This is a genomic window from Microcoleus sp. Pol17C6, assembly GCF_036701145.1.
Lineage (GTDB): Bacteria > Cyanobacteriota > Cyanobacteriia > Cyanobacteriales > Microcoleaceae > Microcoleus.
This window is the reverse complement of record NZ_JAUBQH010000009.1, coordinates 42,058-57,513: the sequence shown is the minus strand read 5'-3', so window position 1 is coordinate 57,513 and position 15,456 is coordinate 42,058. Positions and strand designations below refer to the sequence as shown.

The 15,456-nt window shown below is 46.9% G+C and carries 15 protein-coding genes; 8 read left to right on the top strand and 7 right to left on the bottom strand.

Annotated features, from left to right (window positions below; translation table 11 throughout):
* Positions 1–66 precede the first annotated feature (66 nt).
* Complete coding sequence (gene nadD / locus QUA25_RS07075; RefSeq protein WP_333036659.1) at positions 67–783, bottom strand: nicotinate (nicotinamide) nucleotide adenylyltransferase; 717 nt, start codon at positions 781–783, stop codon at positions 67–69.
* Between the two features lie 250 nt (positions 784–1,033).
* Here nadD and QUA25_RS07070 point away from each other — a divergent pair, with 250 nt between their 5' ends.
* The 5 genes from QUA25_RS07070 (at position 1,034) to QUA25_RS07050 (ending at position 5,540) form a co-directional block, all read left to right on the top strand.
* The gene (locus QUA25_RS07070) at positions 1,034–1,195 is read left to right on the top strand and encodes a hypothetical protein (RefSeq protein WP_333036658.1); all 162 of its coding nucleotides are present in this window, start codon (positions 1,034–1,036) and stop codon (positions 1,193–1,195) included.
* Positions 1,196–1,746: 551 nt separating this feature from the next.
* Complete coding sequence (gene murC, locus QUA25_RS07065) at positions 1,747–3,303, top strand: UDP-N-acetylmuramate--L-alanine ligase (protein WP_333036657.1); 1,557 nt, start codon at positions 1,747–1,749, stop codon at positions 3,301–3,303.
* Between the two features lie 150 nt (positions 3,304–3,453).
* The gene (murB, locus tag QUA25_RS07060) at positions 3,454–4,410 is read left to right on the top strand and encodes a UDP-N-acetylmuramate dehydrogenase (protein ID WP_333036656.1); all 957 of its coding nucleotides are present in this window, start codon (positions 3,454–3,456) and stop codon (positions 4,408–4,410) included.
* A 62-nt stretch (positions 4,411–4,472) separates the two neighbouring features.
* Positions 4,473–4,823 carry a YbaB/EbfC family nucleoid-associated protein gene (locus tag QUA25_RS07055; protein WP_006634273.1) on the top strand — a complete coding sequence of 117 codons (351 nt, stop codon included), beginning with the start codon at positions 4,473–4,475 and terminating at the stop codon, positions 4,821–4,823.
* A gap of 228 nt (positions 4,824–5,051) precedes the next feature.
* Positions 5,052–5,540 (top strand): low molecular weight protein-tyrosine-phosphatase, encoded by a 489-nt coding sequence (locus tag QUA25_RS07050; RefSeq protein WP_333036654.1) that lies wholly within the window; start codon positions 5,052–5,054, stop codon positions 5,538–5,540.
* Between the two features lie 3 nt (positions 5,541–5,543).
* On the opposite strand, the gene QUA25_RS07045 is transcribed toward QUA25_RS07050, so the two are convergent.
* Together QUA25_RS07045 and QUA25_RS07040 are read right to left on the bottom strand one after the other, a co-directional pair.
* Positions 5,544–6,260, bottom strand: a complete 717-nt coding sequence (locus QUA25_RS07045; RefSeq protein ID WP_333036653.1) for a response regulator transcription factor — start codon at positions 6,258–6,260, stop codon at positions 5,544–5,546.
* Between the two features lie 72 nt (positions 6,261–6,332).
* On the bottom strand, positions 6,333–7,925 hold the full coding sequence (locus tag QUA25_RS07040) for a glucose-6-phosphate isomerase (protein ID WP_333036651.1): 1,593 nt from the start codon (positions 7,923–7,925) through the stop codon (positions 6,333–6,335).
* Between the two features lie 463 nt (positions 7,926–8,388).
* On the opposite strand from QUA25_RS07040, the gene dusB reads away from it, so the two are divergent.
* The 3 genes from dusB to QUA25_RS07025 all read left to right on the top strand — a co-directional run bounded on the left by dusB (position 8,389) and on the right by QUA25_RS07025 (position 11,230).
* A complete protein-coding gene (gene dusB, locus QUA25_RS07035; protein ID WP_333036649.1) occupies positions 8,389–9,399 on the top strand; it encodes a tRNA dihydrouridine synthase DusB in 1,011 nt (336 codons plus the stop codon).
* Between the two features lie 99 nt (positions 9,400–9,498).
* Entirely contained in the window at positions 9,499–10,419 is a 921-nt protein-coding gene (gene argF, locus QUA25_RS07030) for an ornithine carbamoyltransferase (protein ID WP_333036647.1), read from the top strand.
* 160 nt (positions 10,420–10,579) lie between these two features.
* Entirely contained in the window at positions 10,580–11,230 is a 651-nt protein-coding gene (locus QUA25_RS07025) for an NAD(P)H-dependent oxidoreductase (RefSeq protein WP_333036646.1), read from the top strand.
* Between the two features lie 228 nt (positions 11,231–11,458).
* Here the strand turns inward: QUA25_RS07025 and QUA25_RS07020 are convergent, their stop codons facing one another.
* From QUA25_RS07020 to QUA25_RS07005, 4 genes are all read right to left on the bottom strand, one after another.
* On the bottom strand, positions 11,459–13,072 hold the full coding sequence (locus QUA25_RS07020; protein ID WP_333036643.1) for a family 10 glycosylhydrolase: 1,614 nt from the start codon (positions 13,070–13,072) through the stop codon (positions 11,459–11,461).
* A gap of 83 nt (positions 13,073–13,155) precedes the next feature.
* Entirely contained in the window at positions 13,156–13,305 is a 150-nt protein-coding gene (locus tag QUA25_RS07015) for an alpha-E domain-containing protein (RefSeq protein ID WP_445242185.1), read from the bottom strand.
* Between the two features lie 4 nt (positions 13,306–13,309).
* Positions 13,310–14,092, bottom strand: coding sequence for a hypothetical protein (locus tag QUA25_RS07010; protein WP_333036641.1), 783 nt, complete (start codon positions 14,090–14,092; stop codon positions 13,310–13,312).
* The gene (locus QUA25_RS07005; RefSeq protein ID WP_333036638.1) at positions 14,085–15,452 is read right to left on the bottom strand and encodes an AAA family ATPase; all 1,368 of its coding nucleotides are present in this window, start codon (positions 15,450–15,452) and stop codon (positions 14,085–14,087) included. Before QUA25_RS07005 ends, QUA25_RS07010 begins: the two co-directional genes overlap by 8 nt.
* Between the last annotated feature and the right edge of the window lie 4 nt (positions 15,453–15,456).

The following is a 15,456-nucleotide window of genomic DNA, read 5'->3' as shown; positions in this document are numbered from 1 at the left end:
AAAAGCTTGAACTTTTCTAGAAGGCTGAAATTGCAAGGCAGAAGGCATTAGGCTTTCTGCAGCTAGTTACTGGTAAAGCTGATGGGATGCAATATAAGTCCCGACCACTTCCGGGACTAAGTAGCGGAGGTCGATCCTTTCGGCGCAGCAGCGGCGGATGTGGCTCGACGAAATCTCGATCGCAGCCATGGACAGCACCTCCCAGCGAATTTCCACGTCCAAAAGAGCCATTTGTTCGGCAACTCGTCGGCCCACAGCATTTGCCTGAACCTGCATCCTGTCCCCCCCGGAAGCGAGGGGTTTTCCACCCGGACAATCTCCCCACTCGGACAATTCCCCAATCTCGGCGCTTTCTGCTGTCTCTCGCTCTCCCTGAGTCGGACGTGGGGCCACCAACCAGTCGCACAACCCGGCAATTTCGCCGCACCGGTGCCATTTGGGGAGAGTAAGGAGTGCGTCACTACCAATAATCCAGTACCAGCGATGATCGCCTGGATACAATTTTTGCAAATACAGCAGGGTGTCGATCGCAAAAGAATTGTCGGAGGGATTTGCCGACGGCGGCGAAATTAGGAAGTCAGGGCGATCGCCGATCGCCAGAGCGAGCATTTCCCGCCGCTGCTCAAAACTTGCCAAATCCGGGCGCTCTTTGTGAGGGGGAGAGCGATCCGGTACCCAAATGACTCGATCAAGAGCAAATTGACTCGCAGCCGTCTCGGCTACCAACACGTGACCCCAGTGAACCGGATCAAAAGTCCCCCCCAAAATCGCTATTTTCGCCATATTTCCCCCAAATCAGGATTAATACAGACATCGCGCCACTTTTATGTTTATACGCTTTCAACCATAAGCTCGTTTATTAGAAAACCCTCGGTTTTCATTGGGGACAAACCCCTGGACGACCCTAGTTTCGACGATCGTCCCGGACGCTGAAACCGGTTTTTTCAACCCCCTTAATTCGTTCAAACCTTCAATAAGACTTAAAAAACTCGGTTCTGAGCGTCAGAGTGGGTGCGGGACTGGATGATTAACCTTGCCAATATTAATCCCAACTTGTTTTGAGTGCGCGATCGACCGCCTGAGCATTCGTTTGTGGGCGACCGAAAAAGTTTTGACGGTAGATATACTTATCGCAGTGGTAAAAATTTTAAGGGCTGCCAAGAGAGTCGATCGGCTTCTCGATCAAAACCAATGATTTGGTTTGATCTATGGCTTTGCGACTATTTCGACTAACTGCATACCTTGTATATATACAATAAAGTAAGAATATATACTATAGCTGCGATCGTGTCAATCTCTGACTTGGGCGAGAAAATGACCGTAAAGGTAGATTTATGACTATAAAAAGAGCGAAATTTGGTCATACGTGGTAGTGTTTGTAAATCCTTATGGGTTTTACCCTCAATCTTGGTAAAAAGGTTGTGGGGCTTTTGCTGCCGTATCCGAGCACAGCAGGCGGATAGAAATAGAAAGAATGCAGGAGTATGCAAGGACCCAAAAATAGTCTGTTGGGCCAGACCCCAGACCCCGTTTTCTGTTACCTGCTATTTTCGAGCTGTGACTGTTCCGGAAAACTACTCGGTACTAAGTCATATAGGATACAAGACAAACATCTCTACAAGTCCCGCAAATCTAGGGACGCGCAGAGAATTTTGTACAAAATCTCTAGCGAACTGTATCCTGAAAAAACAATTCTTGATATGATATCGCGTGTTATTGGCGTGGTGTGGTGTGTGAGGAGCGAAGATGCCGAGTTCTGTTGATTTCAGCGGTAGACCATTTCATTTCATCGGCATTGGTGGGATTGGGATGTCAGCCCTAGCCTACATTCTAGCTAAACGCAAGTTGCCTGTGTACGGCTCCGACATTAAATCGAGTCACATAACCGAGCGCTTGCAAGGAATGGGAGCTCATATTTTTTGGAGTCAAGACGCCAGCAATTTTGAACTATTTCAAACGGCCCTCAACGGTAGCAGTCCCGACCGCGGGCAACAGGAAAGGACCGTATCCTCGGCCGTCGCGGGTACGGTAGGGACTTCTGTCGCGACAGCCAAAGCTCTCCAATTCAACGGCAACGGTTCAAGCGCCCAAGCAATTCCGGGATTGCCTCAAGTAGTATGTTCGACGGCTATTCACCCGGCAAATGCCGAATATCGAGCTGCTTTAGATTTGGGCTGTCCGATTTTTCATCGATCGGATGTGTTGGCAGCGTTAATTCAAGATTACCAAAGCATAGCCGTAGCGGGGACTCATGGCAAAACTACTACTAGCAGCTTAATCGGCTTCATGCTGATGGCTGCGGGTCTAGACCCGACGATCGTGGTAGGAGGCGAGGTAAATGCTTGGGAAGGCAATGCCCGTTTGGGGGAAGGGCCCTACTTAGTGGCCGAGGCTGATGAATCCGACGGTTCTCTCGTTAAGCTGGTAGCCAAAATTGGCATAGTGACGAATGTGGAACTGGATCATCCAGACCATTACGATACCCTTGACCAGGTAATAGACACATTTAAGGTGTTTGCCCAAAACTGTCAAACCTTGGTGGGTTGCATTGACGACCAAATAGTCAAAGATTCCCTTCAGCCTCATGTCAGCTACAGCTTGCAGCCAGACAGCGGTGCTGACTACACGGCTTCGGGCGTGGAGTACGGAGCAGAAAGCACCAAGGCCCGGATTTGGGAGCGAGGATCTTTCCTAGGGGAAATGGAGTTGAAGTTGCTGGGTACACACAATCTCAGCAATGCACTAGCTGCGGTAGCAGTGGGCCGATTGTTGGGGTTAGAATTTTCGGCGATTGCCAAAGCGATTGCTGGCTTTGAAGGAGCTCGCCGCCGTTTTGAGGTGCGGGGTTTTCACAATGACATCCTGTTTGTGGACGACTACGCCCACCATCCTAGCGAAATTCGTGTCACCTTGGCGGCGGCTCGCTTGCGGATCGAAGGTAGCGAAAAAAATCCCAAATCCCGAAGAGTGGTTGCAATTTTTCAACCCCACCGTTACAGCCGGACTCTGACATTTTTGCCAGAATTTGCTCAATCTTTTGGGGATGCTGATTTGGTTGTGGCTTGCGATATTTATAGTGCTGGGGAACCGAATTTAGGAGAGATTAGCGGGCAGCAGGTTGCTGAGTTGATTGCTAAAGAAGGCCGAGAGGTTGAGTTTGCGCCTTCCCTGGAGTCAGTCACTAAGTTTTTAACCAAAAATCTGCAACCGGGAGATTTGGCTCTGTTTTTGGGTGCTGGTAATCTGAATCAGATTATTCCAGAGGTTATGGCTTTTTATCAACAAGCCGATCGCCCCGATTAGCTCGCGAACAGAGTAGAGTTGAGCGACATTATGGCGTTGCACGTTGTGCCGAAACTTCTGTCGGGCGGCTCGCTCAAAGGGGCGACATAAGTTAGCTAAATGGATTTTCAACCACGTCTTCGAGCGAAGGTATTTTTAAGGATTTTCAAGATGGTGACTATCTCGAATGACTCCTCTGTTAAGGAAAATCGGCGAGTGTATTCTCCTATTTCTTTGCGGGGAACTGATTGCAAGATTAACTCCCAAGTTTCGCTGGCGGGCCTGACTTCCTTCCGAGTCGGTGGCCCCGCCGAGTGGTACGTTGCTCCCCGCAGTATGGAGGCTTTGCAAGCGAGTTTTGCCTGGGCACACGATGAAGGGATGCCGGTGACTCTACTGGGTGCGGGTTCTAATTTGTTGGTGAGCGATCGGGGTTTGTCCGGTTTGGTCGTCGGCACTCGCTACCTCAAACAGGTGAATTTTAATCCAGAAACAGGTCAAGTTACAGCGGGGGCGGGGGAGTCAATTCCCCGCCTCGCTTGGTTGGCTGCTAAACGGGGCTGGAAAGGTCTAGAATGGGCAGTCGGCATACCGGGTACGGTGGGAGGGGCTGTGGTGATGAATGCAGGCGCTCACAGAGGCTGTACTGCTGATATTCTGGTCAACGCTCGCGTCCTCTCCCCTGGTGGCAAGGTGGAAATTCTGACTCCCCAAGAGTTGGAGTACCGCTACCGGACTTCGGTGCTCCAAGGGGGCGATCGGCTAGTAACAGAAGCGACTTTCCAGTTACAGCCGGGATTTGACCGATCGCAAGTAATGGCAGAAACTAATGACCATTTCAGCCAACGGCGGACAACTCAACCTTACCACTTACCGAGCTGTGGCTCAGTCTTCCGCAACCCCGGCCCCAAGACGGCCGGTTGGTTCATCGAACAAGCGGGACTGAAGGGATATCAGATCGGAGGCGCACAAGTAGCTCAGCGCCATGCTAATTTTATTCTTAACTGCGGGTCGGCAACGGCCAATGATATTTTTCAAGTGATCCGCCACGTTCAACAGCAAGTCGAGCAGCGGTGGTCGCTGTTGTTGGAGCCAGAAGTTAGAATACTGGGAGAGTTTCCCTTCTAAGGCATCATTGAAGTAATACGGAAACGGCAGACTGCCAGCCCACACACCATCACAAAGTAGTTATGACAAAATCAGGACAAGGATTTGGCTTCGGCCTGGGCAAAATGAAAGAACTGACTGAAGCTTTCAAAAAAGCTCAGCAGGTTCAAGAAGGAGCTAAAAAGCTCCAAGAAGAGTTGGATGTAATGGAAATTGAGGGAACTGCCGGCGGCGGCTTGGTCAAGGTTTTTCTCAGCGGCAACCAAGAACCCCGCCGCGTGGAAATCTCACCGGATGCCCTCGGTGAAGGTGCTGATGTGGTTTCTGAACTCGTCACGGTGGCGATGCAGGATGCTTACGCTAAGTCTACGATGACGATGCGGGAGAAAATGGAAGAACTCACCGGCGGACTAAATCTCCCCGGTTTCGGTTAGTCATTAGTCAATTGTTGACTGTTGACTGTTGACTGTTGACTGATTAAACTTTCTGCAAAACCGCTATATTAAGGTGCGTCGCTGCTCCATGTTCGATGGAACTTGCAGATTGACTCTGAAAGCGACGCACCCTACAAATTAGCACTGTTGACTGTTGACTGACTATTAATTAATAACTAATAACTAATAACTAATAACTAATAACTAATAACTAATAACTACTAACTAATGACTAAATTATTGTTTGTCTGTCTCGGAAATATCTGCCGATCGCCCTCAGCAGAAAATATTATGAATCACTTAATTGAACAAGCTGGTTTGAGCGATCGTATCACCTGCGATTCTGCCGGAACTGCTAGCTATCACATTGGCAGCCCTCCTGACAGGCGGATGGCATTGGCCGCGAGGAAGCGAGACATTGAATTGTTAGGCGAAGCCCGCCAATTTCAAAGGAAAGATTTTGAGAATTTTGATTTGATTCTGGCGATGGATAGGGAGAATTATCGGAATATTCTTGCCCTCGATAATGCGGGAAAATATAAAAATAAAGTGCGGTTGATGTGCGATTTTTGCCAGAAATACGACCTTAAAGAAGTGCCCGATCCTTACTACGGCGGTCCCGAGGGATTCGATCGAGTAATTGATTTGCTGCTGGATGCTTCCCAGGGTTTGTTGGAGTACGTTATAAATCAGGAAAAATTACCAATTACCAATTAACAATTACCAATTACCGACTAAATGGTGTTCCATCGCAAAACGAACGAGTTCTGCACGGTTGTTGCTTTCTGTTTTTCTGAACAAGCTGCTGACGTGCTTTTCGACAGTTCGAGGGCTGAGGTGGAGCCGATCGCCTATTTGAATATTAGAAAGACCTTCTGTCAGCAAATCTAGCACTTCTCGCTCTCGCTGAGTCAAACTCGGAGCATTTTGGCTGGGAGAGGGGCGATCGTCGGTTTCTGGCTTTTGAGTGAAAAAATCCGCTTCAGGCTTGCCATTGGCTCTGCTGCGTGCCTCTGTTGGCGTCGGTTCTGGTTTTGGGGAATGAGACGGTGCCTGAGCGATTAGAGCGTAGCGATCGAGCAAAGAGCGAATTACCGCCCCCAATTCTTGGAGTTCAAAAGGCTTAGCGAGATAATTGTCACACCCCATCTGATAGCCGCGAATCCGTTCCTGCGTGCTCGTGCGTTCCGTCAAAAAAATCACCGGCAGCAAGCGGAAAGCGGGACGAGTCCGAACTCGCCGCACGAATTCGTAGCCATCCATCTCCGGCATTGTAATGTCGGTAACAATCAAGTGGGGCTGAAATTCCTCTACCAAACCTAAAGCTTCTTTGCCATTCTCAGCAGGGATTACAGAGTATCCGGTAATTTCCAGATAATCGGTAATCGACAAGCGAGTCGCGAAATCGTCGTCAGCAACCAGAATCGTCAAGGGCATGAGGGGAATTTAAAAATTAAACCTTAAAAATTAAAAGTGAAATTACTCACTTTTAATTTTTAATTCTACTGTTTAATTCTGTTTATAACTTGCTGTTAAAGTAGCAGGCTGCCCTAATGTTCCCTCCAAAACTACGTCGCGCCCGTTTGCTGCCAAATGCCGCAGAGTTTTGTAAATTGTCTCGATTTGCTCTGGCTTTCCTGCTTTTTTGGCTATTTCTGAGACAGACAGAGGTTTTTGGGCGTCTTTGAGCACTTGCAGTACCCGTTGCTGCAAGTCCAATACAGCCGCGGCCGCTTTTTTGCCTGCTTCGACGCCCGGTTGGTGATAGGCATTGACATTCACCAAAGAACCGTAAAAACCTACGGCTCTTTCGTAGAGGGCGATTAATGCTCCTACTGTCTCCGGGTTGACTTGGGGAATTGTGACAGTAATGGAATCTCGGTGATTTTCGTACAAAGCTTGTCGAGTTCCCTGCAACAAACCAGACAAATAATCTCCCGAAGTGACGCCGGTTTCTACTTCTGGGGAAATGCCTTGCCTGTCTTGCAAAACTTCGATAAATGTTAGAAAGAAATTCGGCACGCCGTCTCGCAGTTGCTGGACGTAGGCGTGTTGGTCGGTGCTGCCTTTGTTGCCGTAAACTGCGATTCCTTGATGAACTGTGTTGCCGTCTAAATCTTCCTGTTTGCCGATCGATTCCATGACTAATTGCTGCAAGTAGCGACTGAACAATAGCAGTGAATCTTTATACGGCAAAACTACCATATCTTTTTCACCCCGTCCGTTGCAGGCAAAATACCAACTCATGGCTAAAAGGGCGGCGGGATTATTTTTAATGTCGGGAATTCTAGTAGCTTCGTCCATGACTTTAGCGCCGTCGAGCATCGCCCGAATGTCGATGCCTTGCAAAGCTGCTGGCAAAAGTCCTACTGCTGAGAGTTCCGAAGTGCGTCCTCCCACCCAGTCGGCCATCGGGAAGCTGCCAATCCAGCCTTCGGATTTGGCTAATTTGTCTAGTTTGCTGTCTGTTCCAGTGATGGCAACTGCCTGTTTGGCGAAGTCTAGTTTTTGAGCGGCGAAGGCTTTTTGAACTTCGATCATCCCGTTGCGGGGTTCGGGGGTGCCGCCGGATTTGGAGATAGTAATTACTAGGGTGCTGGCGAGTTTGTCTTTGATTCTGTTAAGGATGCGATCGATCCCAGCCGGATCTGTGTTGTCGATAAAATGTATTGCTAGGGGCGGAAGGTCTGGGGATAAAGCTTCGGAGACAAATTGGGGGCCTAGGGCCGAACCGCCGATGCCGATCGAAATTATGTCGGTAAATTGCGGAGCAAAGGGCGGTTTAATATCGCGGTTTTTAACTTTCTTGACAAATACTTCGACTTGTGCTATGCCTTCGACTATTTCTTGTTTTAATTCTGGAGTGGGAGCTAAATCGGGGTTTCGCAGCCAGTAGTGGCCCACCATCCGGTTTTCGTCGGGATTGGCGATCGCACCTGCTTCCAAAGCTGCCATGTCTTTGAAAGCTTTGTCAAATTTGGGTTTCAGTGCTGCTGCGAAAGCGTCGTCGAATCCCATGCGGCTGATATCGAGGTAAAGTCCCAATCCCTCGTGATAGTAAAGCCAGTCTTGATAGCGTTGCCAGAGTGCTGCGGCGTCCATAGGAATTCTCTACAATTTTTTTAATGTTCGATCGGCGTCGTCAGGAATCCACCAATTGTAGTTTAAAACGATCTGATGTACGGCTTTTGCACAATCCCAATAAATTTAACCATTAGTCGTCTGAAGATAGCCGGAGCCGAAGGCAGGCCGAGCATTCGGGAGAATTAAACAATAAAAATATGACTTGGGCAACACTCTTAGTAGGTAGATCCCTCATTAATGGTCACACCCCATAGATAGAGAGAAGCGGCACAGAGATTTAACTCGGGTCGGCGTTGGCGTTTGGGTTCTGGTTTCACAATATTCAAATTAGGGCGATCGGGATGTGTAAAATAGGCATTGCGGTCAGGTTAAATATACTTTTAGCTGTCACTCAATAATCGGCTAAAAGTATATTTAACAACTGTCAACTACCTGAAGTGTAGTATAATATACAGATATTAGAATTAAAGTGCGATCGACTATGCTTACTCTCTCTCCCGAATTAAAAGAAAAATTATCAACTCCGCTCAAAATCGGCGATTTTGAAGTTAAAAGCCGCGTCCTGCAATCGCCCTTATCCGGCGTTACCGATTTGGTATTTCGCCGCCTGGTGCGGCGCTACGCGCCAGATTCGATGATGTACACGGAAATGGTGAACGCTACGGGTTTGCACTACGTGAAGCAACTGCCGAGAATTATGGAAGTTGACCCGAACGAGCGCCCGATTAGCATTCAATTGTTTGACTGCCGGCCGGATTTCTTGGCAGAAGCAGCCCAAAAAGCAGTGGCAGAAGGAGCCGATACTGTTGATATTAATATGGGCTGTCCGGTTAACAAAATTACTAAAAACGGCGGCGGTTCTTCCCTGCTGCGAGACCCGGAAACTGCCGAGGCAATTGTGCGGGCTGTTGTGGAAGCGGTAGATGTTCCTGTCACCGTTAAAACTAGGATTGGTTGGACTGACAAAGAAATTAATATTTTGGAATTTGCGAAGCGGATGGAAGATGCGGGAGCAAAAATGATTACCGTGCACGGCCGCACTCGATCGCAAGGTTACACCGGCCCGGCAAAATGGGAGTGGATTCGCCGAGTTAAAGAAGTTTTATCGATTCCAGTTATTGCTAACGGGGATATTTTTTCAGTAGAAGCAGCGATGCGATGTCTGGAAGAAACCGGCGCTGATGGAGTGATGTGTTCGCGGGGAACTTTGGGCTATCCATTCTTGGTGGGAGAAGTTGATTATTTCTTGAAAACAGGTGTGGAAAAGATACCTCCGACACCAATTGAACGCCTCGAATGTGCTAAGGAACATTTGCGGGCTTTGTGGGAATATAAAGGTGAAAGCGGTGTCTCCCAAGCGCGCAAGCACTTAACCTGGTATGCTAAGGGTTTCCCCGGCGCTGGGGAATTGCGGGGCGTGTTGGCTGTGGTAGAAACGGTTGAACAAGGTTGCGATTCGATCGATCGGGCGATCGAGCAATTGCCCGCATAAACCTTACCCGCAGATGTCAACTAGGGATTACAGAAACAAAACCCACCTCTGCGGGCTAAGATTTAAGACACAGTTAAAAATTTGTGTGTGGGGGAAAGCATGGATTCATTAAAAGGGCGAGATTTATTAAGTCTGGCAGATTTAAGCATAGATGAATTAAATTATTTGCTGGATCTAGCAGCCAGTTTAAAATCGGGAATGGTCAAGCTGAAACGCAATAAAGTTCTCGGCTTGTTATTTTCTAAAGCTTCAACGCGAACGCGGGTAAGTTTTACGGTGGCAATGTATAAATTGGGAGGGCAAGTGATTGACCTCAATCCCAACGTTACACAAGTCAGCCGCGGTGAACCTTTGGTAGATACAGCCAGGGTTTTAGACAGATATTTAGATATTTTAGCGATTCGGACTTTCGAGCAAAAGGATTTAGTTACTTTTGCCAACTATGCGAAAATTCCTGTGATTAATGCACTGACAGATGACGAACACCCATGCCAAGTGCTGGCGGATTTAATGACAGTAAAAGAGTGTTTTGGCAAGTTGAAAGGGGTGACTTTGACTTATTTGGGCGATGGCAATAATATGGCTAATTCGCTGATGTTGGGCTGTGCAATGACGGGAATGAATGTAAGAATTGCTTGCCCTCAAGATTTCCAGCCGAATGCTGAGATAGTGGAAAAAGCTAAGAATATTGCTAAGGGAAAAACAGAAGTTACTGTGACGACGGACGCAGAAGCTGCTGTGAAGAATGCTCAAGTGATTTATACTGATGTTTGGGCGAGTATGGGACAGGAAGAGGAAGCAAAAATCAGGATTCCTTTGTTTGAACCCTATCAGGTAAATGAACAATTGCTGAAGTTAGCAGATAAAAATGCAATTGTACTGCACTGTTTGCCCGCGCACCGAGATGAAGAGATTACCGATGCAGTGATTGAAGGCAGTCAATCGCGCGTTTGGGATCAAGCAGAAAATCGGATGCACGCTCAGCAAGCTTTGCTCGCAAGCATTCTGGAAAGCGATTAGGAATTAGCTAAAAATTAGTCGGTCGGGGGAGCAAATCGACCTGATCGCTACTTTTTGCAGACCGCTTCCGTTATCATTTCATTTGAACCAGGATTATTGGCAACCAGCCTGTAATTATCCGTTTCAACCATGATTAATTGCAATCTCTTAAGTAAAAGAAATGAATCACATCACTACGACAGACTTACTCGAAAATCTCAAATGGCGATATGCCACCAAACAGTTCGATCCAGCGAAAAAAATTGCTCCAGAAATCTGGACAGCTTTAGAAGATGCGTTAGTGTTAACACCATCTTCTTATGGGCTTCAACCTTGGAAATTTCTGATTATTACCAGCTCGGAACTTAAAGAACAGCTCAAGCCCCTCTCCTGGAATCAGTCACAGGTTACTGATTGCTCTCATTATGTCGTGTTCGCGATTAAAAAGAATCTCACGGCCGAGGATGTCGATCGCTTTATTGCCCGCACTGCCGAGGTGCGAGGCGGGACTGTAGAGGCAATGGCAGGATATCGGAGTCTAATCGTCAGTGACTTGGTTGATGGTGGCCGCAGTTTTAATATCAATGACTGGTCAACGCGCCAAACTTATATTGCACTGGGCAACTTTATGACCAGTGCTGCATTGCTTGGTGTTGACACCTGTCCAATGGAAGGAATTGAACCTGTCAATTACGATCGCCTGTTGGGTCTTTCTGCAAAAGGCTTTACTACCGTCGTAGCTTGTGCGGCTGGCTATCGATCTGAAACAGATAAGTATGCTTCACTGGCAAAAGTAAGATTCCCTAAGTCAGAAATCTTAGAAACTTTATAGAACCCATTTGGTATCTTCTTGAGCGAACTATATGGTTTTGAGGGGATCGTTTTACCAGAGGATTTAATACCAGAGTCAGGACTTTAAGCTAACAGGCATCAAACCAGATACAACCTAGATACCTCAAAGGCTTGTGAGACAACAAAAAGATCCTACATGGGTTCTATAAACCCGGGATACGCTGTAAGTCGATCGCAATAGCCCGCCTCGGCGCACCCTAAAAAGTGATTAAGAGGCTCCGAAATTGATTTTTGCAACTTCACCGGCGACAACATTAACTGTTTGTTGAATTTGACTTCCGTCAACTTTCAACTGATAAGTTCCCGGAGAAAGCTCGATCGCCCCAAACCATCCTTTGCCATCGGCGCGCAGTTGACGCACCTTGGCAGCAGCATCGATCGACTGCAATGTCAAGCTCGCACCGTCGCAAGTTTGAGCGCACTGCTGCAAATTTCCGGCGATCGCACCTGTAGTCGGGCGCGACTTCCAAGGCATATCGGGAACCGCTGCTGCTGTCGCCCACACAGGCTGAGTTTCATAGGTTTTGCCCGTCGCAGCGTCAACGTATTGACTCGGCTGCGAAAGCGCGGTGTAAAACAAATCGTTGCTTTGAGGAACGTATTTCCAAGGCTGGCGGGGCAAATCTCCGCTACCGCCCGATCGCAGTTCAACATTGGTGTACACGTTGCTGCTAGCGTAGGAATAGAGCACCGTACCTGCGACGTGATTTCCTTTCGCAGACGGCTGTTCGGCGCGACGAATCTGGCCTAGAGTGTCTTCGATGTAGTTGAGGTAATTGCCGGGGCCGATCGCAATTTGGCGGTTGTACTGGTGGTCTTTGGCGTACTCGATCCAGTTGTCGTAAGCTAGTTTTTGCTGCCGTTTGTACTCGCGCTGGTAAGTCATCGGCATCGCCATGTCTACGATCCCTTCTTCCAGCCAAGCGCGCCAATCCTGCAATACTTCTTTGTAAGGCTGCGTTTGATACCACCCTGCATCGTTTTTCGGGCCGTCTCCCCAGGCGATCGTGGCGGCGGTAATTTTAACGCGCGGTTTAATCGCAAGGCTTTCTACATAAAGCTTCCGTACTAAATTTGTCACCTGGTCGCGCCGCCACTGCATCCACGCGGGATCGGTGGGTGCGGGTTTGCCCGATCGACCTGTTTGCTGATTGAAACGGGCGATCGCAGTCGGATTGTACCCCCAAGTCGGCCCGCCGTAGCGCACATAATCCAACTGTACGCCGTCCACATCGTAGCGCTTCAGCAAGTCCAAATAGACGGAAACAGTATAATCTACGGCGTCTGGATGACCGGGATCGAGGAAACCGGGTGATTCCCCCCCGTAAGTCAGCATTGCCCAATTGTCGCTGCCCGGGGCCGAAGGCCCGTGTTGTTGCCAAACGTGACCGGCGGGAAGTTTGCTGCCCGAAACCACTGGCAGCGTCACCATCCAAGCGTATACTTCAATGCCTGCGGCGTGGGCTTTGTCAATCACATCTTGCAGTGGATCGAAACCCGCCGGAACGTTGGGATCGAGGGTGCGGGGTTCGATCGCACTCGTGTAAAAAGCATCGCCGCGGCGGCGGACTTGGGCGACGATGGCGTTGGCATTTGCCCGCTGCGCGTCTGCGATCAATTTTATGACTTCTTGAGGCGTTTTGAAGCCGGGGTTGAAGGCGTCCACCCAGAAGGCGCGAAATTCGGCGGTTTGGGTTTCCGGAGGCATAGTTGCGATCGCCCGGGATGGGAAGTTGGAGAACCAACCAGGAGTCAGCAGAAAACTAATTGTTAAGCCGATCAGGAACAAGCTTGACAAAAAGAATGTTTTGGTATTTCGCATCAGAAGTGTGTGAGAGAGCGTTTAACAGTCCTTTACGGACTTTTGGTTTGAGCGTCCGCTTGACATTTTCGCACAAGGGTACATTAATTGGGCAGATCGGTAAATAGTTGAGTAATACCGCTGGGAGAGTGGAGAATGAGATTAAAATTCACCTGGGCAAAATGGGCGATATTTTCCGATCTTTCAATATAGCGGTTGAGCCAGTAAATTGAATCCGCTACACCACTTAACATAGTTTTACAGGCTAAATAGGGTTTTAATGATTTTCATTTTGGCTGTATCAATGCCGCATTCAAGTTTGGAAATTGGACTGAGAGTTTTCCACTTGCCTTTATTCGCGGTGAAGATAGCATCGGCTGTTTTTTCTGCATCAATATTTTCAAAGCCGCCTATTTTATTAGTGGATAAGTAATTGAGGCGGTCGAAAATTTCATCTCTAGATGCACGTTTCACACTAACTGCTTGAGGAGGAGGAGGAGGCGGCGGTGGCGGTGATATAGAAAATACTTTAGCAATAAAATCTAATCTAGCCTTAGTCAAACCACATTGTAACTTAGTCAGGGGGGTGAAATCTGACCATTGCTCGCGGTTAGAATCTACAATTTTATTGGCTGTTTCAACTGGTTTTACATTCTTCCAATTATGCTCTTTAACTAAGTATTTAAGTACAGCTATAATAGTATCTTTTGATGCTGTACTCAGATTGACTGTGGGATTTGCTTCTCGCGCTAGAATCTTCGCTTGTTCAATATTTAATGGTTTTGGGTCAATGACAATACACCATACTAAATCTAATTTGGCTTGTTGAGCTACAGCATAGACAAAGTGATTGCTCACAACTTGATACTGATAGTCGCCTGTTTCTTTAACGATAATCGGAATCCAATTGCGATTACCTGCTTGCAATACGGCTTCGGCGGCTCCGGCAATGATAAACTCTGACTCAGAGCAGGGTTCTGCTGACTCAATTTTAGATAACTTCAAGTGCATTAACTTACCGATGTTCTCAGAATTACTCATACAAAAAATACTCCTTCGCTAATTTTAAGTAATATTCAGCGGCTTTTTTGTGTTGAAAAACCGCTGGTTTTCGAGAAAAAGCTGCACTTGAAACAACTTCATATTCTGGAACACTGAATATAGTTGTGTCAATCACCGTTTTTATAGATTTAGGCCAATAATAGGGTAACAAATTAGAATCGAGAATATAATTCTCTCCTTTCTTCAGTGTAATAATTGCTTTTATTTCTGCATTTGCTCTTTTGATTGAAGCCTCGCTTTCTTTATGTTTATTGAAAAATATCGGCAAGGCAATAGGGCCACCGTCCTGCCTAAGCTTCTTAACTTCCGGCAAGAATTCTTTAATAACTTTAGCAGCATTTTTTAAAGATGAAAAGTTATTGTGTTCTGTTGGCATGAGGATTACATCAGAAGCTATCACACAGCTTTTACTAAAAAAAGTCCAGTTCGTAGGTGCATCAATTAAGATGTAATCATAATTACGAACAAAAATCTCAAGCAAATTTCGCAGCTTTGCTGAACCTTTATCAATTAGTGCTTCACAATCATAAGCCATGAACTTCGATAATCCTGAATCAGATGGGATGACATCAAATACCTTAACTAATAGACCTGCTTTATCCTTCAGATTAAATGCTTGAAGAGTTTCTTTAACATTCAATGCTTCATCAACCAGGCACTGAGATAATTTAACTTTTCCCTCCTGTAAGCCTAATGAATCTGTTAAATCTCCTTGTTGTGGATCGAAGTCAACAACAAGCACTTTTTTATGCTGTTGTCGAAGAATCGCAGCCAAGTTGATTGTCGTTGTAGTTTTTCCCACGCCTCCCTTATCATTATAGATGCAAATTGTTAAAGCTTTGGGTGCGTTTTCCAGCAAGTTCTTAATTCTAGTAATAATTTTAATAATATTATCTTTGGTTATCCTCATGCAGTCAGTAGCAGGCAATACGATTTTACCATGTTTGCGGAATAGCTGGATATCTGTTGAGTTAGTGATAATACCCCATTGAGATGTTTGGCACTTAGGAGCAAGAAGATAACCTGTTATCTGTTCTTTAGCTTTTTTGTACGCGGGAGTACCTTCTGCTAAGTTAATGATGGCATTTCCTGATACTCTCCCTTTAACTTCAATGAGTAAGTATGGGTTAATCTTAGCAACTGAAAATTTATCCTCATCGTGATTCTTGCGAGCAGCAAAATCAACAGGACCCTTCCCTGTTTTAAACTGTTGTACCCACTCATCAGAGCTGAATCCAAGTGCATTTAGAAGGCGTTTGACAAATCTATCTTCGACTTCTGGCTCTTCTGCATTCTCTGAAATACTATCTAAAACTTCATTCCAGTTGATAGTTGTCATGATT

Coding starts and splice junctions, on each gene's coding strand:
- nadD (WP_333036659.1), bottom strand. CDS start 783: ATGGCGAAAATAGCGATTTTGGGGGGGACTTTTGATCCGGTTCACTGG.
- murC (WP_333036657.1), top strand. CDS start 1,747: ATGCCGAGTTCTGTTGATTTCAGCGGTAGACCATTTCATTTCATCGGC.
- murB (WP_333036656.1), top strand. CDS start 3,454: ATGGTGACTATCTCGAATGACTCCTCTGTTAAGGAAAATCGGCGAGTG.
- QUA25_RS07055 (WP_006634273.1), top strand. CDS start 4,473: ATGACAAAATCAGGACAAGGATTTGGCTTCGGCCTGGGCAAAATGAAA.
- QUA25_RS07050 (WP_333036654.1), top strand. CDS start 5,052: ATGACTAAATTATTGTTTGTCTGTCTCGGAAATATCTGCCGATCGCCC.
- QUA25_RS07045 (WP_333036653.1), bottom strand. CDS start 6,260: ATGCCCTTGACGATTCTGGTTGCTGACGACGATTTCGCGACTCGCTTG.
- QUA25_RS07040 (WP_333036651.1), bottom strand. CDS start 7,925: ATGGACGCCGCAGCACTCTGGCAACGCTATCAAGACTGGCTTTACTAT.
- dusB (WP_333036649.1), top strand. CDS start 8,389: ATGCTTACTCTCTCTCCCGAATTAAAAGAAAAATTATCAACTCCGCTC.
- argF (WP_333036647.1), top strand. CDS start 9,499: ATGGATTCATTAAAAGGGCGAGATTTATTAAGTCTGGCAGATTTAAGC.
- QUA25_RS07025 (WP_333036646.1), top strand. CDS start 10,580: ATGAATCACATCACTACGACAGACTTACTCGAAAATCTCAAATGGCGA.
- QUA25_RS07020 (WP_333036643.1), bottom strand. CDS start 13,072: ATGCGAAATACCAAAACATTCTTTTTGTCAAGCTTGTTCCTGATCGGC.
- QUA25_RS07015 (WP_445242185.1), bottom strand. CDS start 13,305: ATGTTAAGTGGTGTAGCGGATTCAATTTACTGGCTCAACCGCTATATT.
- QUA25_RS07010 (WP_333036641.1), bottom strand. CDS start 14,092: ATGAGTAATTCTGAGAACATCGGTAAGTTAATGCACTTGAAGTTATCT.
- QUA25_RS07005 (WP_333036638.1), bottom strand. CDS start 15,452: ATGACAACTATCAACTGGAATGAAGTTTTAGATAGTATTTCAGAGAAT.